A 19,946-nucleotide genomic window follows, 5' to 3' on the forward strand; every position below is an offset into this window, starting at 1 on the left:
CTAGCTGATACGGCTCCAGTCGGATTGAGTACGGCCAATAGCATCGATGTGGTTGCGGATGGCGGCGTGTTCGGGTAAGATGAGGTTGGGGTCGGTTTCCAGAATGATCTGGGCCGATTCGCGGGCGGCAGTCAGTACGGCACCATCTTTGGCTAGATCAGCGATTCGTAAATCCAGCAAGCCGCTTTGCTGTGTACCGGCCAGGTCACCGGGGCCACGGAGTTGCAGATCAACGTCGGCAATTTCGAATCCGTTATTGGTGCGCACCATCGTTTCCAGACGGACTTTAGTATCGGCGCTAAGTTTATAGCCAGTCATCAATACGCAGTACGATTGATCGCTACCCCGACCAACGCGCCCCCGCAACTGATGCAATTGCGACAGACCGAAGCGTTCGGCACTTTCAATGACCATAACACTGGCGTTGGGTACGTTCACCCCTACTTCGATAACCGTTGTAGCGACCAAAATTTGCACTTCTCCGTTTGCGAAACGCGTCATCTCGAAATCTTTGCTGTACGAATCCATCTTACCATGCAGAATGCCCACCTGGTATTTAGGTTGCGGAAACGCACGCTGAATACTCTCATGGCCGTCTGTCAAATCCTTGTAATCCAGCGTCTCCGACTCTTCGATCAGCGGATACACCACGTACACCTGTCGGCCAAGTTCGATTTGCTGACGCATGAAGCCAAACACCTCGGCCCTGTGCTTATCGGTTTTGTGTACTGTCTTGATCGGCTTCCGGCCGGCAGGCATCTCGTCGATGATCGAAATATCGAGGTTACCATAGAGCGTCATCGCCAGCGTGCGCGGGATAGGCGTAGCCGTCATCACCAGAATATGCGGGGGTACAACCGGGTTCTTGGCCCACATTTTGGCGCGTTGTGCTACGCCGAACCGGTGTTGCTCGTCAATGATACACAGGCCCAGGTTCCGGAACTGCACCACATCTTCGAGCAGCGCGTGTGTACCCACCAGAATATGCATTTTCCCGGTTAGCAGTTCCTCGTGCAGCACCCGGCGGCGTTTGGTGCGGGTGCTACCGGTCAGAATCCCAAGGTTCAGGCCCATCGCATCGGCGAAGGGTTTCAGGCCATTATAGTGCTGATCGGCCAGGATTTCGGTGGGGGCCATCAGGCAGGCCTGCGCACCGTTATCGATCGCCAGCAACATGGTGATGAACGCCACAATGGTTTTACCGCTACCCACATCGCCCTGCAAGAGGCGGTTCATTTGCCGACCCGTCAGGCAGTCTTTATGAATCTCGCGCAAGACGCGTTGCTGCGCCCCCGTGAGCGGGAAAGGCAGCAGCGTTTTGTAGAAATGCGATAACAGGCTCGTTTTCTGAAAGATCTGGCCGGGATGCTCTTCTTTCTGAATCAGTTTGTTCGAGATGAGCCGAAGCTGATTGTAGAAGAGTTCCTCAAATTTCAACCGCCGTTCGGCCTGCCGCAGCCAGGCGGGGCTTTGGGGCAGGTGGATGTTCCAGACGGCCTCGCGTTTACCCACCAGTCGGAACTTCTCGATCAGGCTGGCGGGCAGCGTTTCGTGAATGTGCGGCCAGGCCAGTTCGAGCAGCGACCGCATCGCTTTGGCCATCACTTTATTATCGACGAAGCGTTTGCGGAGCTTATCTGTCAGGTTATATACCGGCGACAGCGTGGCTTCGGGTTCTACATCCGGGCGAACCGGATCAAGTTCGGGATGAACGATACTGAACTTGCCCTGAAACTCCTGCGGCTTGCCGAAGGCAATGTATTCACCATCGCGCCGAAGCGATTTTTCGAGCCACGAAATACCCTGAAACCAGACCAGATCCATCGTGCCAGTGCCATCGGTAAAATGCCCGACGAGCCGTTTCTTGGGGCCTTCTCCCTCGGTGTGCCAGTCGCGAAGGCGTCCACGTATCTGCGCCGAGGGCATCGACTCCAGCAATTCGCTGACGGTGTAGAAGCGCGTACGGTCTTCGTACCGGAACGGATAATACTGAATCAGATCGGCGGCCGTGAACAGGTGCAGTTCTTTATTCAGCAACTCAGCCCGTTGGGGGCCAAGTCCTTTCAGGTATTCCAGGCGGGTATCAAAGAAGGTGGTACGTTCGGTCATGCGGGCAATGGGGCAGCTAGGTAGTAAAAATAACAGTTTACGGCTTGATGTTTGCGGTTTCGTGTTCGTAGTTTGTGGTACATTAACCATCAACCAAACAGCCATGACTCCACTTGATACCGTATTGGCCGGCCTGATGCGCCGGTACACCGAGCGTGTTCCCGACGTCAAGAATATCCTGTACGCGCTTCAACAACAGGGAGTCATCAATGCACCCGAAGACATCGAGAACGATCATATCGCCTTCCGCACGATGGGCGTTCCGCACCTCGGCATTGCTTCGTTCGAGAAAATCTTTTTGCATTACGGCTACGAAAAACGGGAGCCGTACAACTTCGCCGAGAAGAAGTTGAACGCCTACTGGTACGCCCCGCCAGCCGATCGTGCCGCCGACAACCTGCCCCGCATTTTTGTCAGTGAACTTCGTGTAAATGACCTCTCAGAAGAAGCCCAGCAGATTATTCACAAATACACAGATACCGTTACCAGCGACCCAGTCGATTCGCTTGACCTGAACGATGGCCAAGCGGTGGATGCCTTTCTGCACCAGCCCCTTTGGAAAACGCCTGCCCTCGCCGACTACAAAGCGTTGTTGGCCGAGAGTGAATATGCCGCCTGGGTGATCTACAACCGCTACTACCTCAACCACTTCACCATCAGCGTGCATAACCTGCCCGAAGGCTACAATACCATTGACGAATTTATCTCGTTTCTGGAGCTACGGCGCTTTAAACTGAATTCGGCGGGTGGCATTATCAAGGTTAGCCCCGACGGTGGTCTGCGGCAGGCATCGACGGTAGCACAGATGGTCGATGCCCAGTTTACCGGCGGAGACACCTTCCGCATTGCAGGTTCCTACGTTGAGTTTGCCGAGCGCCGTGTACTACCCGAGTTTGCCGATTTGCCCGCCGACCAGATCACCCGCCAGCACCGCCGCGACGGTTTTGAAGCCTCCAACGCCGACAAAATCTTCGAAAGCACGTTTACAAAGCAGACGGGCCATTAGCAGTCGAGAAACTTGATAGCTTTGTGAAGAAAGATGGGTTCGTTTGATCAGCAGATCACTTAACTGTCTCGAAGACGCAAAACTCATCTGTCAATCCGGCAGATATACAAGTGTTCCTGATCGCAGTAACGCATTTTCGATGCCGCAATTGCGTTACTGCGATCAGGAACACTTGTATGCTAATTCACATCGTACAGCTAAGAACAGATTCAGCGAGCTCTTCCTCAAACCTGGTCTAACGTTACGAAGCGAATATCTGGTCGGAAAGCTGCCTGGAACTTCGTCAGTCAGGCGGTTTCGACTTTGACTGAAGGACGCACGAAAGAGAATTCAGTTTGCATCATCTTTCATTTTATACGCTGAAGCGTATGTACACACGTTATCACTTTTCACAAATGATTCGGTCTAAAGTTGCCATCACTATTTTGTTGATTTCCAGCGTTTGCTGTTCACTTGCTGCCCAATCCAAGAAGCCAGCCGGTACCACACCGGCGAAGAGCCAGACGGTAGCGGCTGCGCAGCCCGGTTTAGCGATTTATAAGCAATACTGTCTTACCTGCCATCAGGTCGACGGGGGCGGTGTGCCTAATATGAATCCACCGCTACGGGGTACCGACTGGGTGAATGGTGATAAGGCCAGGCTCATTGGTGTACTTCTGAAAGGACTGAAAGACGCGGAAGTAGAGGGCGAACCCTACGATAACGTGATGCCCGCCCACGATTTCCTGACCGACCAGCAGATCGCCGACGTGCTGACGTTCATCCGGAGCAATTTCGGCAACAAGGCCACGGCTATTTCGGCGCAGGACGTGAACCAACAAAGGGGTAAGTAGGCTCTTACCGGGGGCTTATGGGCTCCTATGATTCGCCATCGATTATGCGGTAGAAATAGCTACTTTTAAGCGCTAAACCCTGAACCGAGCCCTATGAAAATTCTACCTCTTTTACTCACAACACTGCTAACAGCCAGCGTATTGGCTCAGCCTGCTCCGGTAGGTCTTGAACTGTATAGTTTCAGAGACCAGTTTAAAACCGACGTCCCTGGCACCATGAACAAAGTGAGGCAGATGGGATTCCGCGAGGTAGAGGTGGCTGGTACCTACGGCCTCACCCCAACCGCATTCCGGCAGGAACTTGACAAAAACGGAATCAAAGCCGTTAGCCTCGGTGCCGATTTCGATGACCTGGAAATGAATATCCCGAAGGTTATTGCAGAGGCTAAAGCGTTAGGTGTCAAATACATTGTTTGCGCCTGGATCCCGCATACGGCCGACCTGTTTACAATTGGCGACGCAGACCGGGCCATCGAAACATTCAATACGGCTGGTCGACTACTGGCCGATGCCAAACTGACGTTCTGCTACCACACCCACGGCTATGAATTCCAGCAAATGCCAACTGGTGCTACCTATTTCGACTACATGGTTCAGAATCTGGACCCTAAATACGTAAACTTTGAAATGGACGTATTCTGGGTAAAATCGCCTGGGAAAGACCCTGTGCAGCTTCTGCAGCAATACCCGAAACGCTTTTTACTGGCTCATCTGAAAGACCGTAAACCCGGCACACCCGACACCATGACCGGCCACGCCGATGTTGAATCGAACGTGGTCCTGGGGGATGGTGATATTGGTATCGCGGCGTTTATGCAGGCGGCAAAAAAAGCGGGTGTCAAGCATTATTTCATCGAAGACGAATCATCCCGGTCGATGGATCAAATGCCCAAGAGCCTGGCCTTTTTGCGGAGCTTGAAATAAGCAATGTAGTACGTTACCTGTTACCATTTTTTGTCAATCCTCCTCTCGCCGGAATAACAAAATAGCCTTTTAATCTTAACCCACAGCCGTGTAAAAACGGCTTTTTTTTTCTGTCTCTATGATCTCCTTTCCGCACCATCGAATACCGTTCGCAGGTACGTTGCTGGTTGGCCTGTTGGCCACATCGCTCGGATGGGCGCAGGCCCCTTCGGCTACATTAAATCCCGATACCGTTCAGGCTGGGCCGTTTGATATGGGTAAGATGTGGACGTTCGACACGCCGCCTACCGACTACTTCAGGAAGACCTACAACTTCACACCCGACGCCAACTGGTTCAGGGAAGTTCAACTGGCGTCGTTACGCTTCGCCGACTATTGTTCGGCTTCATTCGTATCGGCCAACGGGCTGGTGATGACCAACCACCACTGCGCCCGCGAGTCGGGAACGGGGGTGGCTCGTCGGGGCGAAAATTTGAACGCCACGGGCTTCTTTGCCAAAACTGCCGCCGAAGAACGGAAAGTAGACGGACTGTTTGTGGATCAGCTGGTAAAGATCGAGGACATTTCGAAGCGGGTGCAGGATGCGGTAGCTGCGGCAGGTGCCGATGAAACAGCCCAGGTGCAGGCCCGCGAAAAAGCATTTTCCGACCTCAAAGACGAGTATACTACCAAAGCCGACTGGAAAGGGCTGGAATTACAGACAATCACGTTTTACGACGGCGGCCGGTATGCACTATACGGCTTTAAGCGCTTTACCGACGTTAGGCTGGTGTTTATGCCTGAACTGAATCTGGGCTTTTTCGGTGGCGATCCCGATAACTTTACGTACCCACGCTACGCCCTTGATTGCTCGTTCTTTCGGGTTTACGACAACGGGAAACCACTGAAAACAACGCATTTTTTCAAGTTCAATCCGAATGGGGTTCGCGAGGGTGAGCCTACGTTCGTGACGGGTAACCCCGGCAGTACCGAACGCTTGAAGACGGTTGCCGAACTGGAATACGACCGCGACCTGCCATTCCCGCAAACGCTTACGCTGTTTCGCAGTCGCTCGAATGCCTTGCAGGCGTACAATGCCACGGTAAAAAGCGACAGCGTCCTGAACGAGATTTTCAACCTGGAAAACAGTTATAAAGCCAGCAGCGGTCAGCTTGCGGGTCTTCGTGATCCGTATCTGCTGGCGCGTAAAGCCGCTTTTGAGCGGAAATTCAAAGCTGACGCGCAAAGGAAAGGTATCTCACTGAAGACCTGGGATGATATTGCCACGAACGTAGCGGCCCTCCGTAAAACCTTCAACGACTACACGTACCTGGCGCCCAACCCGATTTCGCTGGGCGAGACGATGACATTTGCCATGACGCTGGGCTTCATCAGCGAGGCCGTTGCAGCCAACCCAGCTATTTGGGAACAGGCTAAAAGTGTATTGGATGATATACCGACCCCAAAGAGCCGGGCATTGGAAGAAGCCTTTCTGGCTGCTCATTTCGCCGAAGCGCAGGCAGCATTAGGTAGTGATGATCCGTACGTAAAAGCAGCGCTGACCGGCCCCAATGGCCAGGTACGTTCCCCCCGCGAAGCCGCCGCCGCTTTACTGGCCGCCACCAAACTCACCAGCCGGTCGTTCGTGAGCATGCTGATGGATGGTGGTGCTGTAGCACTTGGTTCAAACAACGACCCGTTGTTGGCTTTAGGACGAATTGGCGGAAAGCGGTTCCTGGCTGTAAACACAGTTGTACGCGACCTCACCACCCGGCAACAGGTTCTGCGGAGCCAGCTGGGGCGTGCGCTGTATGATACCTACGGCACGGCAATTCCGCCCGATGCGACCTTTTCGTTGCGTATCAATGATGGCGTGGTGAAAGGCTATCCGTATAACGGAACGCAGGCTCCGATCATTACCACGTTCTCGGGTTTATACGATCGCAATTACTCGTTTGGCAATAAAGACCCGTGGAAGTTACCCGCCCGCTGGGCTAATCCGCCTGCGGAGCTGCTGAAACAACCGATGTGCTTCATTTCGACTAATGACATTATTGGCGGCAACTCAGGCAGTCCGATTATCAATAAAAATCGGGAAGCCATAGGCCTGGCCTTCGATGGCAACATGGAAAGCCTGCCCGGTTCGTTCATCTTCGTTCCCGATGCCAATCGAACCGTTTCCGTTCATACCGGAGGCATCATCGCCGCCATGCGCTACATCTACAAAGCCGACCGGCTGGTGCAGGAATTAACAAAATAAGTTTACAGTTTGCGGCTTACAGTCTTCTGTTGCTCCACATTTGAACGAATCCTTAATTAGTGAAGCAGCGGAAAACTGTAAACAGCAAACTGTAAACTTATTTTTTCCCCACCGCTTTGGGGCCGAACTCAAGTTCCTGCGCCTTATCAAATAGCGTTAGCGCTTTCACGTACGTATTATCTGCGGTGTTCATGACGCGGTAGAATTCATTGTTCTGACCGCCTTTGTTCGCTTTCTGATAGACGTACCTGGCAATGAGCGCTTTTGTCTGGGTACGTATATAATTCTTCGAGCGGGCAAATTCGGCGGCGTTGAACTTCACGCCTTCAGCCGTAGCTGCTTTATTCATAGTGCTTAGCTGCTCGTCGGTCAGGTTCACGGCTTTATCAAACTCAGCGAACGGCATTTTCTCCAGACGGGCGCGATTATCGTTGGCGTATGAAAGGGCATATTCGCGGATAATGTTCTTGGCGTATAACTGACCCAGATAAGCTGTTTGCCAGCTCGAATCGCGAGGCACGAAGTAATCGGGTGTGATACCACCGCCCCCGTAGACCGTGCGGCCTTTATCTGTTTTGAATACGTTCTTCGGGTCGTTCTTGATGCTGTCGGCCACGTAATATTCGCCCCGTTTTGAGCGTAGTTCGAGCTCTTTTTCGTAATCGCCCTCCTGGCCAGGTACGTATGGTTTCTGGATGCTCCGGCCAGTGGGTGTGTAATAGCGCGAAATGGTCAGGCGGAGTTCTGAACCGTCAGACAATTGAACGGGCATTTGCACCAGCCCCTTACCGAACGAGCGGCGACCAACGATATACCCCCGGTCGTGGTCTTGCAGGGCACCCGCCAGAATCTCTGACGCCGATGCGCTGCCTTCGTCGATCAACACGATCAGGGCGCCATCTTCAAACTGACCATTCAGTTTGGCAAAGTATTTCCGGTCGTAGCGGTCATCTTTCCCGTCGGTATACACCAGCAACTTGTTTCCGTCGATGAACTCGTCGGCCATGTTAGTGGCCCGATCAAGATAGCCGCCGGGGTTATTGCGCAGATCGAGCACCAGTTGTTTCATACCCTGCTGTTTCAGACCGGCCAGCGCATTTCTGAGTTCTTCATAAGCCGAATCAGAGAAGCGGTTCACTTTCAGGTAGCCCGTTTGGGCGTCAGTCATGTAGGCGGCGTCAACAGCATACGTTGGAATACGGTCGCGGGTGACGGTTACAACGCGGGGTTTCTGACCTTTAGAAAGCACCGTCAGGCGTACTTCGGTGCCGCGTTTACCGCGCATGGCCTTATAAACCGCACTGTTGTCTACTCCCTTCGATGTGAGGGATGTATCATCGACTTTCAGGATCTTGTCGCCGCTACGGATACCGGCCGTTTCGGAAGGGCCACCAGCCAGCGGCGTAACCACATAAACGGTGTCGGCAAAGATGTTGAACTCGACGCCAATGCCATCGAAGCCGCCCTCCAGCTGCGAGCGGGCCGCTACGGCATCTGTCGGGTTCAGATAAGCCGTATGCGGATCAAGCTTTTCCAGCATTTTGGTGATGGAGAAGTCGACCAGATCATCGGTGTTCACCGAGTCAACATAGTTATTTTCAATCAGTTGCAGAATCTCTTTATACTTGGTATACCCCCGGCCAATGGAGTTCAGGCCTTTGGTTCCGCCAAAAAAGGAAGCACCAATCAGCACCCCGCCGGCCAGGGTAAGCCCCAACAGCATAGGCAGCCGAACGATGGTCCGGTCATTAGAAATCCGTTCGGGCGTTGGAGTAGAATCGTTCAGTGCCATTGAGGTGTTCGTCAGATTGTTGCGTATGCAGGAGTAACACTAATGTAGTTCATTAATGTTTGCCCGGAGCGGATAAAATGAGCGAAAATCAATGGTATTATCTAAAGTCGATCAAATATGTTCGAAGGCCGTTAGTGCACCAGGATTTCGCATGGTATCGGGGCTGGCAACACGGTTGGCCTGCTGCCCCATCAGAATTTTTTTTACGGGTGTTTCCATCTTCTTCCCGCTGATCGTATAAGGTACCTCGGCAATCTGATAGATGTTATCAGGTACGTGCCGGGGGCTATATTGGATTTTAAGTGTTTGCTTGATTTTATTGATTAGCTCGTCGGTGAGCGCATATTCGTTACGCAATACCACAAATAAGGGCATCCGGTAGTTGCCGTCGGGTAGTTCAATGCCTACCACCAGGCTGTCGGCCACTTCAGGCAGGCTTTCTACTGCCGAGTAGATCTCTGCCGTTCCAATTCGTACGCCATCCCGGTTGAGGGTAGCATCTGACCGGCCGTAGATGATCACACTACCCCGATCGGTAATCTTGATCCAGTCGCCATGCCGCCAAATATCGGGGTCGTTCTCGAAATAGCTGTTCCGGTAGCGTTCATTGTTGGGGTCATTCCAAAAGTAGATCGGCATAGACGGCATCGGTTCCAGAATCATCATCTCGCCCAGGGCTTCCCGTACGGGTTCACCATGTTCGTCGTAGGCCTCTACCTTACACCCCAATAGTCGGCACTGAATTTCGCCCGCCACCACCGGAGCCAGCGGATTCCCACCCACAAAGCCACTGCACACATCGGTACCGCCACTAAATGAGATGAGCCAGACATCAGAACGAACCGATTCATAAACCCAGCGGAAGCCTTCAGGCGGTAAGGGTGAGCCGGTGGCGCCAATGGTTCGGAGCGATCGCAGGCCAGTGGTTTTGCCGGGTGTCAGTCCTGCCCGCATACAGGCCAGAAAGTAGGCGGCCCCGCCACCGAAATGCGTGATCTGCGCCTGTTCAATGAATTGCCAGAGCCGGTTGATATCCGGGTAAGCCGGTGATCCTTCGTAGAGTACCAGCGTTGCGCCGACAAGCAGCGAGGCCACCGAAAAATTCCACATCATCCAGCCGGTAGTCGAGTACCAGAAATATCGTTCGCCCGGGTGCACATCCTGATGCAGGGCCAGCGTTTTCAGGTGTTCAATCAAACAACCGCCAACACTGTGGGTAATGGCTTTGGGTTTACCGGTAGTGCCCGACGAGAATAACACCCACATGGGGTGGTCGAAGGGAACAGGCGTGAAAACCAGTTCAGTAAATGGTGTTCTGATGACTTCTTCCCACAGAATGACGCCGGCGGGTGTTAAGGCACTGGGGTTCAGGAAGGGCACCCAGATTATTTGCTGCACGGTGGGCAGGCCCTGACGTAACGTACCCAGATCAGCTAGTTTATTAATGGCTTTGCCATTGTAGGTGTAGCCATCGGCCATGAGCAGCACCTTCGGCTCGATCTGCCCGAACCGATCGAGTACGCTGGCGGTGCCAAAATCGGGTGAACAGCTAGACCACACGGCTCCCAGCGACTGTGTAGCCAGAAACCCGACCACGGCCTCAGGTACGTTAGGTAACAGTGCCACCACCCGATCGCCAGCGCCAACGCCCTGCTGGCGCAAAAACTGCGCCAGTGCGCCTACCTGGTAGGCCAGTTCGGCCCACGACAAAGCGCGTAACCGATTTTTTTCTGACGCAAACAGTAATGCCGGGTACTGCGTGTTGGCGTTGCGGAAAATATGTTCGGCATAATTGACCGTGGCACCGGTAAACCAGCGTGTGCCAATCATGCCATGCCGGGGCCGAATCAGGATGTCCTGATAGGGCGTGTGGAACTGAATCTCGAAATAGGCGGCAACAGCTTCCCAGAAATCATCGAGGTTCGTAACTGACCAGTTCCACAGGTCATCATAATGACGCAGATAGAGACCATGTTTGACGAACAGATGATCAATGAAGTGTTTTAAACGCGATTGATGCTGGAAACGGGCACTGGGCGTCCAGAGGGCGCCATTAGGCGAGGCGGTGGGTTGGATCATGGGCAAAAACAGAACGGGCTTCGGCGTTCCTGAGAAGGTAACGCCGAAGCCCGTTCTGTTCGCGTATGGCTTATATTATTTGGTCTCTTTCACGTCTTCGAGCAGTAGCCCTTTTCGGCGTAACAGCAGGTCCATGAAGCGCTGATCGCTTTCGCTGGTGAAGATCGAAAACGGCAAATACAGGAATTGTGCCCGGCCCATCTGTTTCGCCAGGTATTTCATAAAGAAATTCATGGTGGGCGTGTTGGCACCATCGAGGCCGTTACCCAGCTGAAGTACGTAAGCGTTTTTATCTTTCACCGCCGCCTTAATCATATCCCATTTCAGCATACCGCCCTCTTTAGCATTCAGCTTCATCATGATATGGCGGCTATCTATTTCATAAACGTACTTTTCAAACATCGGCTTGAACTGCTCCGACTGCGAAACGCCCGTGAACTGCACGGCCCAGAACAGCACGTAAATGATGGTGAGTAGAATAACGACAACGTATATCCAGTAGTTGGGATAAACACCCGTCAGGTTTAGAATGGCGTTGATCAGAATCAGAGCCAGCGGTACGCCGCTCCATAGCCAGTTGTCACGTACCCACTGCCGAATAGCTAAATTGATGTACGTCTTTTGATCTAAAGCGTATTTCTTGGTTTTAATGGTCATTGCGAACTTCCATAGAGAAAGTGCAAAGATAGTACTAAGTCGTAAGTGTATTTAGTCATAAGTCGCAAGTCCGGTGCTTATCTCAACAACAGCCTGCCACATAAAGGAGAATTTCGGATTTTGGAATTGATGTTATAAAGCGAAACAGAGGCCAGGCTGTGTTCAGGTAAGCCAGCGTACGATAGACCTTGAGCCACACTAAACCTGCCGTAATCCGGCGGCCGATGGCCTGTGTCTTCCTTAGTCGTTCACCAGAATCGAGTGAATCAGATAATGGCCGGGGGTTGTCTGGTGCATCAGCACATTAACGTGAAAGGAGCGCGAGCCAGACCAGTAGGTACCAGTAGTGTATTTAAGGTGCGGTGTATTACCTTGGTCTACTGTTTGGAAACGGTTCGGCGGGTATTTCCTAAAAAAAGAACGCATGATCATTTCAGCCTGGTTAGCCTGTATCGATGGGAAATTAACTCCAACCGGATCAATGCGTAATTCCAGATCTTTGTCGAAAAGAGTAGCCAGTTGGCGGGCTTCGCCGGTCTGCATCGATACACCGATGGCCTGAGCAGGATCTAGTGTATTGGTAAAACAGGATAACGTAGCCCAAAGTATTCCAATAAGCAAACCAATCGATTTTGCCTTTAAAAACATGATAATGCGAGTCATTGTAATGAGGTTGTTTCTGGATGGGTATACAGCTATTGGCTAAAACTGTGCCAAACAAATCGCATAAACCCATGTTAATTTCCTCATTTTTGCAGCCATTTTATTGCCTGGTTTGGCCGGGTCTTTGCTAATGAATCCCACACAAATTTTATCGGCCGACCAGATCCGCCAGAAGGTCCGCCGCATTGCCAGTCAGTTGTATGAAACCAACTTCGATGAGGCCGCCCTTGTGCTGGCCGGCGTAGCGGGTGAAGGCTACGAACTGGCCCGCCGCCTGGCCGACGAGCTTAAGCAGATTGCCCCGTTCTCGGTAACACTGGTTCAGATTGATCTCGATAAGTCGCAAAAGGCCCAGCCTGTCATTGAACTTCCGGGCAGTTCAGGTACGTATACCGACCGGGTGGTAGTTCTGATCGACGATGTGCTGTACTCAGGCCGGACGCTGGCATTTAGTCTCCAGCCGTTTCTGTCGGTGCCGGTTCGCAAAATTCAGGTAGCCGTGCTGGTGAACCGGAACCACCCCCGCTACCCAATTGCAGCCGATTTCATTGGCCTGGAACTAGTCACTACGCTCAATGAACACGTCGACGTGATCCTGAGCGATTCAGCCCGCGAAGGCGTGTATCTACGTTAGATTCGGGACCTTACTGATCCGTTTTTCAGTAAAAAAAGTCGTAGGCATACGCAACCTGTTTGCTGGTGCGTATGCCTACAACTTTTTTTGTTTCCAGGCAGAAAAGCATACCCGACTAACCGACTTACACCATTGGTTTACCGCCCGTTACGCCGTAGATCATGCCTGTGATAAAGCTGGCCTCCTGCGAGGCGAGCAACACATACACCGGCGCGAGTTCAACTGGCTGAGCAGTGCGGCCAAACAGGGTATCGGCCCCGAATTTTTCGTATTGTTCTTTAGGCATTGTGGTCGGAATGAAGGGCGTCCAGACAGGGCCGGGGGCTACGGCATTTACCCGAACACCCTGCTCAATGGCTTCTTCGGCCAGGGCTTTGGTGAAGTTGGCGATGGCGGCTTTGGTGGCAGCGTAGGCCAGCAGTTGTGGCTTTGGCTGGTAACCCTGAATGGATGTGGTATTGATAATGGAACCGCCGGGTTTCAGGTGAGGCATTGCCGCCTTGCAGAGATAGAACATGGCAAACACGTTGGTACGGAACGTCTGGTCGATTTCCTCGGCCGTGATCTCCGTAATTTTCTCATGCGTCATCTGATAGCCGGCGTTGTTCACCAGAATATCCAGCTGGCCGAACTCGTCCAGCGCCTTCTGTACCAGTTGCTGGCAATGGCTTTCCTGCTGAATATCACCGCTCATCAACACGGCCTTCTGGCCCGATTCTTCCACCAGCCGGGCGGTTTCGCGGGCGTCGCTCTCTTCGTTCAGATAGGAGATGAGCACATCGGCTCCTTCACGGGCGAAGGCCAGCGCTACCGCCCGGCCAATCCCGCTGTCGGCACCCGTAATGAGCGCTTTCCGCCCCGTTAGCTTACCACTGCCTTTATATGACTGCTCGCCATAATCGGGTTTGGGGTTCATGGTGGCGTCTTGCCCTGGTGGTTGTTGCGGTTCCTGCTGGTCGTAGGGCGGGGCCGGATATTGGTAACGGGGGTCCTGGGGTTTCGAAAGGTCGATGGTTGTCATTTGATTCGTGGTTTGAACGCCCCGAAACGGCCGTTTTCTGGCCTGGATGCCTGATCGGCACAGCAGCGGAGCTTTCTTGGTAACCCAACTCATCAGGGATGAGCCCGAGCCATGTGCCCGACAGTTAGCCAATGGGTCTATTCCCCTGGCCAGGTACGTTGCCCTGACTGACATTTCGCAGGTTTACAAAAACGTATATTTGTCTGGCACTGGATACGTTACCTCGCAATTTCCTACCAAACCACACGCATCATGCTTATTCCCGTTTACCGAAAAAACCTGCTTGTACTGCTTGGTTTTTGCCTTGCCAGCCTACCCACGCTGGGCCAGATTTTCCGGTTAGACACCGCGCTGAACGTTCCCAAAGAGGCTGGCCTTCATACCATCTCCGGCCTTGATTTCATCCCGGAGGCGGGTGTCTGGCAACTGGTTGGCGACCGGGGCGAGCAGTGGCGAACGCCCAGTCTGACCCACTACGAGCAGGCCATGCGAGGCCCCAATACCGGTTTGCAACTGGAAGCGCTACGGTATGATGCTGCCAGTCGCACGTATTTCGGCACCGTTGAAGAAAACGATGCAGGGAGTAGCTACGCGTTTTTCTGCCACGATTCGCTCCCCCGGGCTGATCAACCAAAGTCAATCACGGTATTCAATCGGATCACCCCCCTGCCTTTTCATAACAAAGGCATAGAGGGTCTGGCCCTGGGCGCCGACTCAACGGTTTGGCTGGCACCCGAAGCAGGCTGGGCACCCACCGATGGTAACCAGCCGACCGTACAGTTTTACCGCTACAACTGGTCAGGTACGTCGTTGAGCAACCCAAAGCAGTTTGGCTACCCCCGCGACCAAATGCCAGCGTTGGCATCTTCAGAGCGATACGGAGGTATCTCCGAAATTCTGTGGTCGGGCAGAAATACGCTGCTGGTGCTTGAGCGCTTCTACGACGGCAGTCGGGATTCCTCGTTTGCCAAACTATATGAGGTCACGTTTGTCGAAAACACCTCGCTGGTTGCGCCAGCCAAAAAGCTGGTATTCGATTTCAACACCATGCTCAAGGGCAGCCGAATCGATAATCTGGAGGGAATGGCCTGGATGCCCGCCCAGTTGGACAGGCAGAGGCTCGTTATCATCTCTGACGACAACGGCGGGGATTGCCCCCGGGAAAAAGGCGGAAAATGCCAGTACACTCAGTTGATTTTCCTTAGCAGATAACGGTTAACTGGTTGCCTGGTTATCCAGTAACCAGTTAACCAACTCCCCAACTAGATTTCTTCCAGCAGCGTGCGGAAAGAGACATACCGGTTGGCGTAGCGGTCGGCTACCTGCTGTTGCAGGGCAGGCTGGTGCAGGCTTTGGTAGGTCACAAAGTCTTCCATGGTCTGAAACCAATACTGAAACGTGTAGGTAGCCCCACCGTTTTCGATTTCGGTCAGGAGTTTCAACGCGTTATTCTGCATGGTCAGGCCTGTGGCAACAACGGCAGGTACGTGCTCGTCTTTCATCCAGCGTAGCCACTCCCGCTCGATCTGCTGGTCGATATTGTAGGTGATATTGTAAAGAATCATTGAATCGTTGGGTAGTTGGGGCATGAATCAGCCGTTTGTCTGTTTCTTTGCACCAACATTAATTTTGATAAACCTACACTATGTATACCGGATTAGTTCATGCCCATTCGGGGCTTCGCTGGGTCGCGCTGGTACTGTTGCTGGCGGCTGTTTTCGTGTCAGTTAGTCGCTGGATGGGAAACAAATCATTCACCGAAGGCAACCGCAAACTGTATCTGTTCACTCTTATTTCTGTGCATACCCAACTGGTGATTGGCCTGATTCTCTACTTCATCAGCCCGAAAGTTGATTTCAGCGGCATGAGCAATCGGGTTGTTCGGTTCTACAGCGTAGAGCACATCACCATTATGCTACTGGCTATCATTGCCATCACCATTGGTTATTCGCGCTCGAAGCGGGCCAGTGGCGATACGCAGAAGCACCGGCTGGTGGGTTTGTTTTACGGCGTCGGTCTGATTCTGATTCTGGCCGGCATTCCCTGGGCATTCCGCAATCTGGGAGCCGGTACGTTTTAAGAAACAGGGCTGAGTGCGTCGGCAAACAGGCTGCTAAATGGCGTTGACGATACCTTTCGGGGATTCGGCAACGCCATTTATCGTTTTGGCGTATTCAACCGGAGGGTACGGCGGTAGTATACATTATTCATTAATCTTCGGTTTTGCAGCAGGCTGGATGTTAATTTTGTAAATTCGATACAAAAGGCGTAGATGAGAGACTGTGTACAGAAGAAAAAGGGGTGGCGATTCGCCGTTGGCGTAGCGTTGGTGATGATGGCCCTGGGGTGCAAAGTCGAGCAGTTTCCGCCCGAACTCTGGAGCGTCAGCCCGAACCGGTACGACATTGGCCGCCCGGTTGAGTTGCGGGGTGCCCAGTTTGGCAGCAGTCCGCTCGTTACGTTTGGGCAGGCAGAAACGGCAGTACAGGCTACGGTTCAATCCAGTTCAGATGGTAGCCTGGTGGTTCTTGTGCCCCGCATGCCCACCGGCCCCACTCAGGTTCAGGTAGCCAATAGTCAGGGGATGGCTCCACCACTGAGTTTCACCGTTATCCAGCCGCAGCCTACGCTAAACGCCGACAACGCCGTTTTACCAACAAACGCCGCTCCCGGTGCCACTATCCGTATCAACGGTAATAATCTGGACCTGCTTCAGACGGTTCTGTTCGATACTACCCGTGCTTCCTCGTTCACGGTTGTCTCACCAGGCGAAGTGCTCGTTACGATCCCGCCGAAGCTGTCGCGTGGCTTTGTTAAACTGAAGGTGGTTACAGAGGGCGGCACAACCAATGAGTTGACCTACCTGGTGGCTGGCACGCCTGAAATCACGGGCTTTTCGCCCAAACGGGTTCGCGTTGGGCAGGAGATCACTATTCAGGGCCGCTATCTGTCAGATGGTCTGCTTCGCATCAACCGGGCGGCTCCCGACCCCACCACTACCCGCATTACCGACACCGAAATTAAAGCCATTGTCCCCGTCGATGCCACCAGCGGGCGACTCAGCGTAACGGTTTTCGAGCGACTGGTTGGCCTTAGTGCCGATAGTATCTATGTAGCCGGTACCCCGGTCATAACGACCAATCCGAGCCCGATGGAGGGAATCACCGGCGATAAGATTCTGCTGACAGGCCTGAACCTACGCGACATTACGAGCGTGTCGTTTGGCAACACAGCGGCCCAGTTTCGTATTCTGAGCGATACGCAGATTGAGGCTACTGTACCTGCCCGCAGCCAGGACGGCGAGATCACAATTAGCCTGAACGGCCTGGGTGGTAGTGTGTCTATTTCTCAGCCATTTATTTATATTCTCCCCCCATCCAACCTGGTTTTCACCCCGTTGCGGCGAGGAATCAATAAACTCGTGGTTGTAACGGGGCAGAACCTCCGGCGCATCCAGCAGGTAAGCCTGAATGGTAAGCCTGTCACGGTGAACGCACGCAACGAAGGCACTGATTTTCAGTTTTTTGTACCGAGCGATGCTACTACCGGCCCTATTATAGCCACCAACCGGGCAGGCGCGGCTACGTCGGTGCGCTCGCTGACGGTGGTTCAGGCACCAGTTGTAACAGATTACCCGCGCCGCTGGCCTGCCGGTGGTCGAATGGTCATTAAAGGCAATTGGCTGCGCGACGCCGTCGTTCAGTTTACCGGTGCGGCAAACCCGGCCACCAATGACGGGCGCAACGACGATACAGAAATCTGGGTACGCGTTCCCGATGACGCACAGCCCGGTCAGTTCCGCCTTACCACCGACTCGCCAACGGCCTTCACCTCTGATGCTTTTACGCCTGTTCGGCCTGTGTCGGGCGTTGTTTTCACGCCTACAAAAGGCCGGGTTGGTGACGAGATTACGGTAACAGGTCAGTTTCTTGAAGACGTTACCGACGTTCGGTTTGGCGGGGGTGCTTCATTGGCCGCTACGTTCCAGCGCCTGGGTAACGGACAAATGAAAATCATTGTACCGGCCAACGCCGTTGATGGCACCATTTGCTTCACCAATCCGGCTGGCTTTGCCTGTACCACGGCGCTATTCGATGTGCAGCGGGTAGTGGCGGGCGTGACCTTTACCCCAAAAACAGGTAAGGTGGGTACAGACGTTACCTTCACCGGTCAGAACCTGAGCGACGTCGTAGAGGTGCGCTTTGGTGGGGGCGTTTCAACGGCAGCCCGGTTCCGCCTTGTTGGCAACACGCTGATTGCCACCGTCCCTGCCGACGCCCTCAGCGGCACAGTCTGTCTGACCACTGATTCTGGCACGGTATGCACTACAGAGTCATTTGTTGTGACAAAGTAATCAGCAACGTACCTGCCTAAAAAAAAGGTTGCCGTTCATCTGGCAACCTTTTTTTTAGGCAGGTACGTTGCTGATTACTGGATGCGTTTCCAGCGAAGTGCATTGATATTCTGACCAATGGTACGCCCTTCTTTCAGGCCCACTTCATTATCTTGCCGGGTATGAATACCGCCCAGAAAACGCGAATACCCTGATTCTTCGGCGGCTTCCCAGAACGAACGAAACGAACGGGCCTTAAAGTCGGCATTGCGTTTTGTATCGCGAACGCGGCCAACGTGTGAATCATCGGTAAAGGCAAACGCAGAGCCGTATAGATCAGTCAGCACAATGGCAGCGGCAGCTGATTGCGTGGAGTGCCCCGATGCAAAGCCGGGGAAAGGCGGTGCAGGCCAGAATGGAACCCAGTTTGGGTCGATGGCCCGGCGCACGAACGTGTATGGGCGTTCATTGTTATACACGTATTTACACTTCCAGCAGGCGATGAAGGCGTCTGTAACGGCAATACCCACACGGGCAAACGTTTCGGCTGCCTTACCAAGCCCAACTTTATCGGTCTGAATGGCAATGCGCGCCAGGTTGTACGAGTGACCGGGCGGGGTAAATGTTTCGCTCGGATCATCGGCCCACCAGATAGACGTTTCTTTCTCTGCCTGCGAGAGGTTAATGTTCTTGGCGTACACTTCCAGGTACTGCGCAAAATAGGGCGAAGTTACCTGCGTTGAGATGGGTAGTGGTACCGGCATAGGCATCGCTGCAGTACTGGCTAGCATGGTCCGGTTTTTACCCCAATACGGTTGCATCGGGATAGCACGGCCATTTTCAGTTGGACGCCACGTACCTGGCTCGGTAGAAGGCACAAAATCAGCAGGAAAGTTGCGGTTATACCCCTCGTGCCCGCCATCCGTCTTCGACCATTCGAAAATGGCTTGAGCTACGCTTTTTCCGTACGCTGCAGACCGGTTGCTGGCTACGGCATCTGTGCCTTTGTACTGGTTGAAGATAACCGTTTCAAGCGAATCGATTTTGGTTTTATAAGCGGCGGTGGTATTGGCAAACAGCCCACGCAGGATTTCGGCTTCGGCAGCGTTTGCACTTATTGCCCAGTTGTAGGTTTGCCCCGACTGCACAGTTGGCAACGTAGCTAGCCCCTGCAGTTGGCCAGCCATCGACTGGTTTCCGGGCATCCCCGCCACCAGCGATTCATACATGGCAAGACCAGCGTAGCTAAACGTACGCGAAGCAACCGGAGGCGTTTGGCCAGGGCTATTCCGAACCAGTTTCAGGTGCATGCTGCTCCACTGGAGCGCTACGTCGTTGCTATACGAGTCGGCTGTGTTGGCTTGCGGAGTTACCGCCGTCTGATCTTCGTTGGGGCGGCAGGCTTGTAGCGCCGTTACGGCCAGCAGGGCGATGAAGCCATGCCGAATCGGGATGTTTAAGCGTACACGACGTAAAGAGAAAAACATCGGTATGGGTGATAGCATAAGCAGATGAAAGGAAGAAGTAAATTCTTGACGAGGAGGCTGTTAATCTCCCGACTACCACGCAAAAACGTTGCCAATTTTTGACCTCCATTTTCAACATATGATAAAAGCCGCTGACTAACAGACCGATTTCCCTTGATTTTTCTCTGTG

The 19,946-nt window shown here is 53.2% G+C and carries 16 protein-coding genes; 8 read left to right on the forward strand and 8 right to left on the reverse strand.

Translation table 11 applies throughout. From position 1 onward, the window contains the following. Entirely contained in the window at positions 1-2,109 is a 2,109-nt protein-coding gene (recG, locus tag J2I46_RS23210) for an ATP-dependent DNA helicase RecG (RefSeq protein ID WP_207331469.1), read from the reverse strand. A 103-nt stretch (positions 2,110-2,212) separates the two neighbouring features. Here recG and J2I46_RS23215 point away from each other — a divergent pair, with 103 nt between their 5' ends. The 4 genes from J2I46_RS23215 to J2I46_RS23230 all read left to right on the forward strand — a co-directional run bounded on the left by J2I46_RS23215 (position 2,213) and on the right by J2I46_RS23230 (position 7,111). Continuing rightward, positions 2,213-3,115 (forward strand): DUF1338 domain-containing protein, encoded by a 903-nt coding sequence (locus J2I46_RS23215; RefSeq protein WP_207331470.1) that lies wholly within the window; start codon positions 2,213-2,215, stop codon positions 3,113-3,115. Positions 3,116-3,510: 395 nt separating this feature from the next. Continuing rightward, positions 3,511-3,948 (forward strand): c-type cytochrome, encoded by a 438-nt coding sequence (locus J2I46_RS23220; RefSeq protein WP_207331471.1) that lies wholly within the window; start codon positions 3,511-3,513, stop codon positions 3,946-3,948. A gap of 93 nt (positions 3,949-4,041) precedes the next feature. Continuing rightward, on the forward strand, positions 4,042-4,872 hold the full coding sequence (locus J2I46_RS23225; protein WP_207331472.1) for a sugar phosphate isomerase/epimerase family protein: 831 nt from the start codon (positions 4,042-4,044) through the stop codon (positions 4,870-4,872). Between the two features lie 118 nt (positions 4,873-4,990). Continuing rightward, positions 4,991-7,111 carry a S46 family peptidase gene (locus tag J2I46_RS23230; RefSeq protein WP_207331473.1) on the forward strand — a complete coding sequence of 707 codons (2,121 nt, stop codon included), beginning with the start codon at positions 4,991-4,993 and terminating at the stop codon, positions 7,109-7,111. A gap of 97 nt (positions 7,112-7,208) precedes the next feature. On the opposite strand, the gene J2I46_RS23235 is transcribed toward J2I46_RS23230, so the two are convergent. The 4 genes from J2I46_RS23235 to J2I46_RS23250 all read right to left on the reverse strand — a co-directional run bounded on the left by J2I46_RS23235 (position 7,209) and on the right by J2I46_RS23250 (position 12,302). Further along, positions 7,209-8,903, reverse strand: a complete 1,695-nt coding sequence (locus J2I46_RS23235) for a S41 family peptidase (RefSeq protein ID WP_207331474.1) — start codon at positions 8,901-8,903, stop codon at positions 7,209-7,211. A gap of 111 nt (positions 8,904-9,014) precedes the next feature. Beyond that, a complete protein-coding gene (locus tag J2I46_RS23240; RefSeq protein ID WP_207331475.1) occupies positions 9,015-10,982 on the reverse strand; it encodes an acetoacetate--CoA ligase in 1,968 nt (655 codons plus the stop codon). Positions 10,983-11,057: 75 nt separating this feature from the next. Next, on the reverse strand, positions 11,058-11,639 hold the full coding sequence (locus tag J2I46_RS23245; protein WP_207331476.1) for a YcxB family protein: 582 nt from the start codon (positions 11,637-11,639) through the stop codon (positions 11,058-11,060). Positions 11,640-11,879: 240 nt separating this feature from the next. Beyond that, the gene (locus J2I46_RS23250; protein WP_207331477.1) at positions 11,880-12,302 is read right to left on the reverse strand and encodes a DUF4783 domain-containing protein; all 423 of its coding nucleotides are present in this window, start codon (positions 12,300-12,302) and stop codon (positions 11,880-11,882) included. Positions 12,303-12,432: 130 nt separating this feature from the next. Between J2I46_RS23250 and J2I46_RS23255 the strand changes: the two genes are divergently transcribed. Then, the gene (locus J2I46_RS23255; RefSeq protein ID WP_207331478.1) at positions 12,433-12,936 is read left to right on the forward strand and encodes a phosphoribosyltransferase family protein; all 504 of its coding nucleotides are present in this window, start codon (positions 12,433-12,435) and stop codon (positions 12,934-12,936) included. Positions 12,937-13,060: 124 nt separating this feature from the next. Here the strand turns inward: J2I46_RS23255 and J2I46_RS23260 are convergent, their stop codons facing one another. Then, entirely contained in the window at positions 13,061-14,131 is a 1,071-nt protein-coding gene (locus J2I46_RS23260; protein ID WP_310589075.1) for a glucose 1-dehydrogenase, read from the reverse strand. A gap of 78 nt (positions 14,132-14,209) precedes the next feature. Here J2I46_RS23260 and J2I46_RS23265 point away from each other — a divergent pair, with 78 nt between their 5' ends. Continuing rightward, positions 14,210-15,169 carry an esterase-like activity of phytase family protein gene (locus J2I46_RS23265; protein WP_207331479.1) on the forward strand — a complete coding sequence of 320 codons (960 nt, stop codon included), beginning with the start codon at positions 14,210-14,212 and terminating at the stop codon, positions 15,167-15,169. A gap of 50 nt (positions 15,170-15,219) precedes the next feature. Here J2I46_RS23265 and J2I46_RS23270 read toward each other — a convergent pair whose 3' ends face one another. Then, positions 15,220-15,522 (reverse strand): DUF4286 family protein, encoded by a 303-nt coding sequence (locus J2I46_RS23270; protein ID WP_207331480.1) that lies wholly within the window; start codon positions 15,520-15,522, stop codon positions 15,220-15,222. 80 nt (positions 15,523-15,602) lie between these two features. On the opposite strand from J2I46_RS23270, the gene J2I46_RS23275 reads away from it, so the two are divergent. Beyond that, complete coding sequence (locus tag J2I46_RS23275) at positions 15,603-16,037, forward strand: cytochrome B (protein WP_207331481.1); 435 nt, start codon at positions 15,603-15,605, stop codon at positions 16,035-16,037. Between the two features lie 192 nt (positions 16,038-16,229). Then, entirely contained in the window at positions 16,230-18,311 is a 2,082-nt protein-coding gene (locus tag J2I46_RS23280) for an IPT/TIG domain-containing protein (protein WP_207331482.1), read from the forward strand. A gap of 74 nt (positions 18,312-18,385) precedes the next feature. Here the strand turns inward: J2I46_RS23280 and J2I46_RS23285 are convergent, their stop codons facing one another. Further along, on the reverse strand, positions 18,386-19,777 hold the full coding sequence (locus tag J2I46_RS23285; RefSeq protein ID WP_207331483.1) for a vanadium-dependent haloperoxidase: 1,392 nt from the start codon (positions 19,775-19,777) through the stop codon (positions 18,386-18,388). Between the last annotated feature and the right edge of the window lie 169 nt (positions 19,778-19,946).

The sequence above is a fragment of the Fibrella forsythiae genome (genome assembly GCF_017353175.1).
Taxonomy (GTDB): domain Bacteria; phylum Bacteroidota; class Bacteroidia; order Cytophagales; family Spirosomataceae; genus Fibrella; species Fibrella forsythiae.

Coding starts and splice junctions, on each gene's coding strand:
- recG (WP_207331469.1), bottom strand. CDS start 2,109: ATGACCGAACGTACCACCTTCTTTGATACCCGCCTGGAATACCTGAAA.
- J2I46_RS23215 (WP_207331470.1), top strand. CDS start 2,213: ATGACTCCACTTGATACCGTATTGGCCGGCCTGATGCGCCGGTACACC.
- J2I46_RS23220 (WP_207331471.1), top strand. CDS start 3,511: ATGATTCGGTCTAAAGTTGCCATCACTATTTTGTTGATTTCCAGCGTT.
- J2I46_RS23225 (WP_207331472.1), top strand. CDS start 4,042: ATGAAAATTCTACCTCTTTTACTCACAACACTGCTAACAGCCAGCGTA.
- J2I46_RS23230 (WP_207331473.1), top strand. CDS start 4,991: ATGATCTCCTTTCCGCACCATCGAATACCGTTCGCAGGTACGTTGCTG.
- J2I46_RS23235 (WP_207331474.1), bottom strand. CDS start 8,903: ATGGCACTGAACGATTCTACTCCAACGCCCGAACGGATTTCTAATGAC.
- J2I46_RS23240 (WP_207331475.1), bottom strand. CDS start 10,982: ATGATCCAACCCACCGCCTCGCCTAATGGCGCCCTCTGGACGCCCAGT.
- J2I46_RS23245 (WP_207331476.1), bottom strand. CDS start 11,639: ATGACCATTAAAACCAAGAAATACGCTTTAGATCAAAAGACGTACATC.
- J2I46_RS23250 (WP_207331477.1), bottom strand. CDS start 12,302: ATGACTCGCATTATCATGTTTTTAAAGGCAAAATCGATTGGTTTGCTT.
- J2I46_RS23255 (WP_207331478.1), top strand. CDS start 12,433: ATGAATCCCACACAAATTTTATCGGCCGACCAGATCCGCCAGAAGGTC.
- J2I46_RS23260 (WP_310589075.1), bottom strand. CDS start 14,131: ATGTCAGTCAGGGCAACGTACCTGGCCAGGGGAATAGACCCATTGGCT.
- J2I46_RS23265 (WP_207331479.1), top strand. CDS start 14,210: ATGCTTATTCCCGTTTACCGAAAAAACCTGCTTGTACTGCTTGGTTTT.
- J2I46_RS23270 (WP_207331480.1), bottom strand. CDS start 15,522: ATGATTCTTTACAATATCACCTACAATATCGACCAGCAGATCGAGCGG.
- J2I46_RS23275 (WP_207331481.1), top strand. CDS start 15,603: ATGTATACCGGATTAGTTCATGCCCATTCGGGGCTTCGCTGGGTCGCG.
- J2I46_RS23280 (WP_207331482.1), top strand. CDS start 16,230: ATGAGAGACTGTGTACAGAAGAAAAAGGGGTGGCGATTCGCCGTTGGC.
- J2I46_RS23285 (WP_207331483.1), bottom strand. CDS start 19,777: ATGTTTTTCTCTTTACGTCGTGTACGCTTAAACATCCCGATTCGGCAT.